The 4,299-nt window shown below is 65.6% G+C and carries 5 protein-coding genes and 1 pseudogene; 3 read left to right on the top strand and 3 right to left on the bottom strand.

Annotation, left to right across the window (positions count from 1 at the left end):
* The coding region (locus ACHWRX_RS12885) for a cation transporter (RefSeq protein WP_394659490.1) at positions 1 to 219 on the bottom strand (219 nt) is incomplete at its 3' end.
* The gene (gene pdxH, locus ACHWRX_RS12890) at positions 216 to 830 is read right to left on the bottom strand and encodes a pyridoxamine 5'-phosphate oxidase (RefSeq protein WP_288418335.1); all 615 of its coding nucleotides are present in this window, start codon (positions 828 to 830) and stop codon (positions 216 to 218) included. The genes pdxH and ACHWRX_RS12885, both read right to left, overlap by 4 nt.
* A gap of 106 nt (positions 831 to 936) precedes the next feature.
* Here pdxH and ACHWRX_RS12895 point away from each other — a divergent pair, with 106 nt between their 5' ends.
* From ACHWRX_RS12895 to fabI, 3 genes are read left to right on the top strand one after another with little or no spacing between them, the layout of a single operon-like run.
* Entirely contained in the window at positions 937 to 1,902 is a 966-nt protein-coding gene (locus tag ACHWRX_RS12895; protein ID WP_058737436.1) for a DnaJ C-terminal domain-containing protein, read from the top strand.
* 13 nt (positions 1,903 to 1,915) lie between these two features.
* Complete coding sequence (locus tag ACHWRX_RS12900) at positions 1,916 to 2,911, top strand: YihY/virulence factor BrkB family protein (protein ID WP_058737435.1); 996 nt, start codon at positions 1,916 to 1,918, stop codon at positions 2,909 to 2,911.
* A complete protein-coding gene (gene fabI / locus ACHWRX_RS12905) occupies positions 2,908 to 3,711 on the top strand; it encodes an enoyl-ACP reductase FabI (RefSeq protein WP_394659491.1) in 804 nt (267 codons plus the stop codon). The genes ACHWRX_RS12900 and fabI overlap by 4 nt, the downstream gene beginning before the upstream one ends.
* Before the next feature lie 281 nt (positions 3,712 to 3,992).
* On the opposite strand, the pseudogene ACHWRX_RS12910 reads toward fabI, so the two are convergent.
* Positions 3,993 to 4,299, bottom strand: a pseudogene (locus ACHWRX_RS12910) (hypothetical protein); the annotation flags it as partial.

The raw sequence follows: 4,299 nt of genomic DNA on the forward strand, positions 1-4,299 counted from the left end.
GTCGTCCGCAGGCATCGCCGCCACCCACACGCCCGCCAAGGTCGCGCAGCTGGCTACCAGGTCCAGCGTGGTATCCGCCAGGCTGCCCAGCATCGCGGTGGAGCCGGTGGACCAGGCGGCCCAACCCTTCAACGCCAGCAGCAGCAGCGCCGCGCTGATGCTCGCCATCGCGGCGCTGCGGTTCAGCGTGCCGCTATCCCTTATGGAGCTGGCGCTCATGGATAGAGCAGCGTGCTGGCCCAGCCGCCCGCCTGATCGCGCGTGAACACGCGGCGCTCATGCAGGCGGCCCGGCCGATCGACCCAGAACTCGATCGCGGTGGGCTGCACGCGAAACCCGGTCCAGTGCGCGGGCCGCTCGATCTCGCCATCGCCGAACCGGCGCTCCACCTCGTGATAGCGGGATACGAACGTCTCGCGCGAATCCAGCGGGGCCGACTGGTCGGACGCCACCGCACCCAGCTGCGAATCGCGGGATCGTGAGTGAAAATAATCGTCCGCCATCTGCGGATCGACCTCGCTCACCGGCCCCTCGATCCGGATCTGGCGGCGCAGGCTCTTCCAATGGAACAGCAACGCGGCATGGGGATTGGCCAGCAACTCGCGGCCCTTGCGGCTGTGGGCATTGGTGTAGAATACGAAACCGTCCGGGCCGTGCCCTTTGAGCAGCACCATCCGGACCGAGGGCACACCCTCCGGCGTGGCGGTGGCCAGTGCCATCGCGTTGGAATCGTTGGGTTCTGACTCGCGCGCTTGAGCATACCACTGGTCGAACAGGGCCAGGGGGTCTGAACGCGGAATACTTTCGGCGGCGATTTCGGCATCGATCATGCGGTCATCCTTGGCGGCCGACGCATATGGCGCCGGGCATTACGCACCTTGTAGAAGAATGCACCGCTTGCCGGAAGCGCCACACGATCCTAGCTATGCTGCCGATATGGCAGCAGACCCCTACACCACACTCGGCGTGTCCCGTGGCGCAAGCGAGAAGGAGATCAAATCCGCTTATCGCAAGCTGGCCAAGGAACTCCACCCCGACGCCAACAAGGACAATCCCAAGGCGACCGAGCGCTTCAGCGAAGCGACTGCGGCTTACGATCTGCTGTCCGACAAGGACAAGCGCGCCAAGTTCGACCGGGGCGAGATCGACGCCGATGGCAACCCGATGGGTTTCGGAGGGGGGTACGGTGGCGGCGGCTTTGGCGGCGGGCATCGTGGTTTTGGCGGTGGTAATCCGGGCGGCGGCTTCGAAGGGTTCTCCAGCGAAGGCATCGATCTGGGCGATATCTTCGGTGATATGTTCGGTGGACGCGGCGGCGGCGCGCGCGGCGGCATGGGCGGCGATCCGTTCGGCAGCGCTCGCCAGCAGCGCCGCGCCCCGCCCAAGGGTGCGAACGTATCCTATCGCCTTTCCGTCCCCTTCGCCGATGCGGCCAGTCTTTCCCCGCAGCGCATAACCCTGGGCGATGGCAAGACGATCGACCTCAAGCTGCCCAACGGGGTGGAAGACGGCACGCAGATGCGCCTTGCCGGCAAGGGTGAGGCCGGCCCCGGCGGCGCGGGCGATGCCATCGTCACGATCCAGATCCAGCCCCACCCCAGCTTCCGCCGCGAAGGGGACGATGTGCGGCTGGACCTGCCGGTCACGCTGGACGAAGCCGTGAACGGCGCGAAAGTGCGCGCCCCCACCGTCAGCGGCGCGGTGATGCTGTCCGTTCCGGCGGGCACCTCTTCCGGCAAGGTGCTGCGCATCAAGGGCCGCGGCTTCACCCGCAAGGACGGCACCCGCGGCGACCAACTGCTGACGCTGCAGATCGTGCTGCCAGAAGGTGACGCCGATCTCGTCCAGCGCCTCGATGGCTGGCGCGACACGCGCGACGTCCGCGCGAAGCTGGGCGTCTGAGGCTGACCGCCGGTTGACCGAAGTCGCAAAATCCAACCTTACGCCCGAAGCGCGGCGCAAGGATGCCATGCGCCGCCACTCCGGCTTGCAAACGCGCATCCGTGAAAAGACCGGCCCGGGCTCCCGCTTCTTCAACGTGACGAAGCGCGTGGTGACCGGCGCGTGGGAGGATGGCTTCATCCACGCCGGCAACCTCGCCTACGTGACGCTGCTGGCGCTGTTCCCCTTCTTCATCGCGGTGGGCGCGATCTTCTCTGTCATCGGCGAGCAGGAACAGCTGGACGGTTCGATCGACAACATCCTGCTCGCGCTGCCGCCGCGCGTGGCGGAAGTGCTGGCCCCGGTGGCGCATGACGTGGTGGCGCTGCGCCAGGGCTGGCTGCTGTGGATCGGCGGCCTGTTCGGCGTGTGGTCCGCCGCCAGCCTGATCGAGACGATCCGCGATATCCTGCACCGCGCCTACGGCACCCAGCCGACGCGCACGTTCTGGCGCTATCGCCTGACATCCACCGGGCTGATCCTGGCCGCGGTGCTGATCATGCTGATCTCGCTATCCGGCCAAGTGCTGATCGCCTCGATCGAGGAAGTGCTGGTGACGCTGCTGCCCGGCATCGACGCGCCGCGCTTCAGCCTGGCGATGAGCCACCTTGTCACCGGCCTTGGCCTCTACGGATCGATCTACACGCTGTTCTACGCGCTGACGCCGTCGGCTTACCAGAAGCCGATCTATCCGCGCTGGCCCGGGGCGTTGCTGGTGACGGTGTGGTGGGTGGTGGTCGCCGCCGCCCTGCCCCGCGTTCTGTCCACGTTTTTCCGCTATGATCTGACCTATGGCAGCCTGGCGGGCGTGATGATCGCACTTTTCTTTTTCTGGCTTGTCGGACTAGGAATGGTCGTCGGGGCCGAGCTCAACGCGGCACTTACGGAATCGCCCGAGGAACGGGCCATGAATCGTGCCGGCGCTCCAGCCGAAGCCGGCACGGGTGAATTACAGGAAGAATACGAATGACAGGTCTGATGCAGGGGAAGCGCGGTCTCATCATGGGTCTGGCGAACGACAAGTCGCTGGCATGGGGCATCGCGAAGAAGCTGGCCGAGCACGGGGCCGAGCTGGCCTTCTCCTACCAGGGCGATGCCTTGGCCAAGCGCGTGAAGCCGCTGGCCGAAAGCCTGGGGAGCGACTTTCTGCTGGAATGCGACGTGTCCGACATGGCTGCGCTGGACACCGCGTTCGACACGCTGAAAGGGCGCTGGGACACCCTGGACTTCGTGGTCCACGCGATCGGCTTTTCCGACAAGAACGAGCTGCGCGGCAAGTATGTCGACACCAGCCTCGAAAACTTCCTGATGACCATGAACATCTCGGCCTACAGCCTCGTCGCCGTGACCAAGCGGGCGGTGGCGATGATGCCCAACGGCGGCTCGATTCTGACGCTGACGTATTACGGCGCCGAAAAGGTCGTGCCGCACTACAACGTGATGGGCGTGGCCAAGGCGGCGCTGGAAACCTCGGTGAAGTACCTCGCCAACGATCTCGGCCCGCAGAACGTGCGGGTGAACGCGATCTCCGCCGGGCCCATCAAGACGCTGGCGGCCAGCGGCATCGGCGATTTCCGCTACATCCTGAAGTGGAACGAATTGAACGCGCCGCTGCGCCGCAATGTCACCATCGACGACGTGGGCGGCAGCGGGCTGTACTTCCTGTCGGACTTGTCCTCCGGCGTGACGGGCGAAACGCATCACGTGGATGCGGGCTATCACGTGGTCGGCATGAAGCAGGAAGACGCGCCGGACATCGCGCTGACCTGAGGCGGTAGGAGGTGGCTCGATTGGCCAGGCTTAGCCAAAGTCAGCCAAGCTCGCTGCCATCCACACTTTCGTTTTCTAAGGAAAAACAGGGCGTCCTCTCCGGTTCGCCCTCTATATCCGTTCGTGTCGAGCGTAGTCGAGACACGCCAGCGCTGCGTCAGCGAAGGGATGGAAGCATACCCAGTTGTTCGTCGTTCCGGACTTGATCCGGGACCCCACTTCTTCGCGGCGCAATCTCCGCGCCATACCCCCCAGTTGAACCCTAGAGGACGCTGCTTCTATCAGGGGGCTGTCGTACCCGCCGCCTGTCCCGCCGCAGCCGCATCCGCCGCCTTCTTGCGCGCTTCGTACGCGCGTTCCTCGGCCTCTACGCTGATCTGCTCCTCGGCAGCCGTGGCGTCGATGGTCGAGAGACGCTTCTCGCGCTCCTTCTGGATCAGATCGCCGAACCGGACGTCGGTGCCGTTCTCCCGCTCGGCGCGGGCCTTGTTGATCATCTGCTGGGTGCAGCCGGTAAAGCCGCCCGCGCCCACGGGGGAGCAGCTGTTGGTGCCAAAGCGGCCGACCGTCTCGTACGCCAGCACCTTG

The sequence above is a fragment of the uncultured Novosphingobium sp. genome, from assembly GCF_964277725.1.
In the GTDB taxonomy this organism is placed as follows: Bacteria; Pseudomonadota; Alphaproteobacteria; order Sphingomonadales; family Sphingomonadaceae; genus Novosphingobium; species Novosphingobium fluoreni.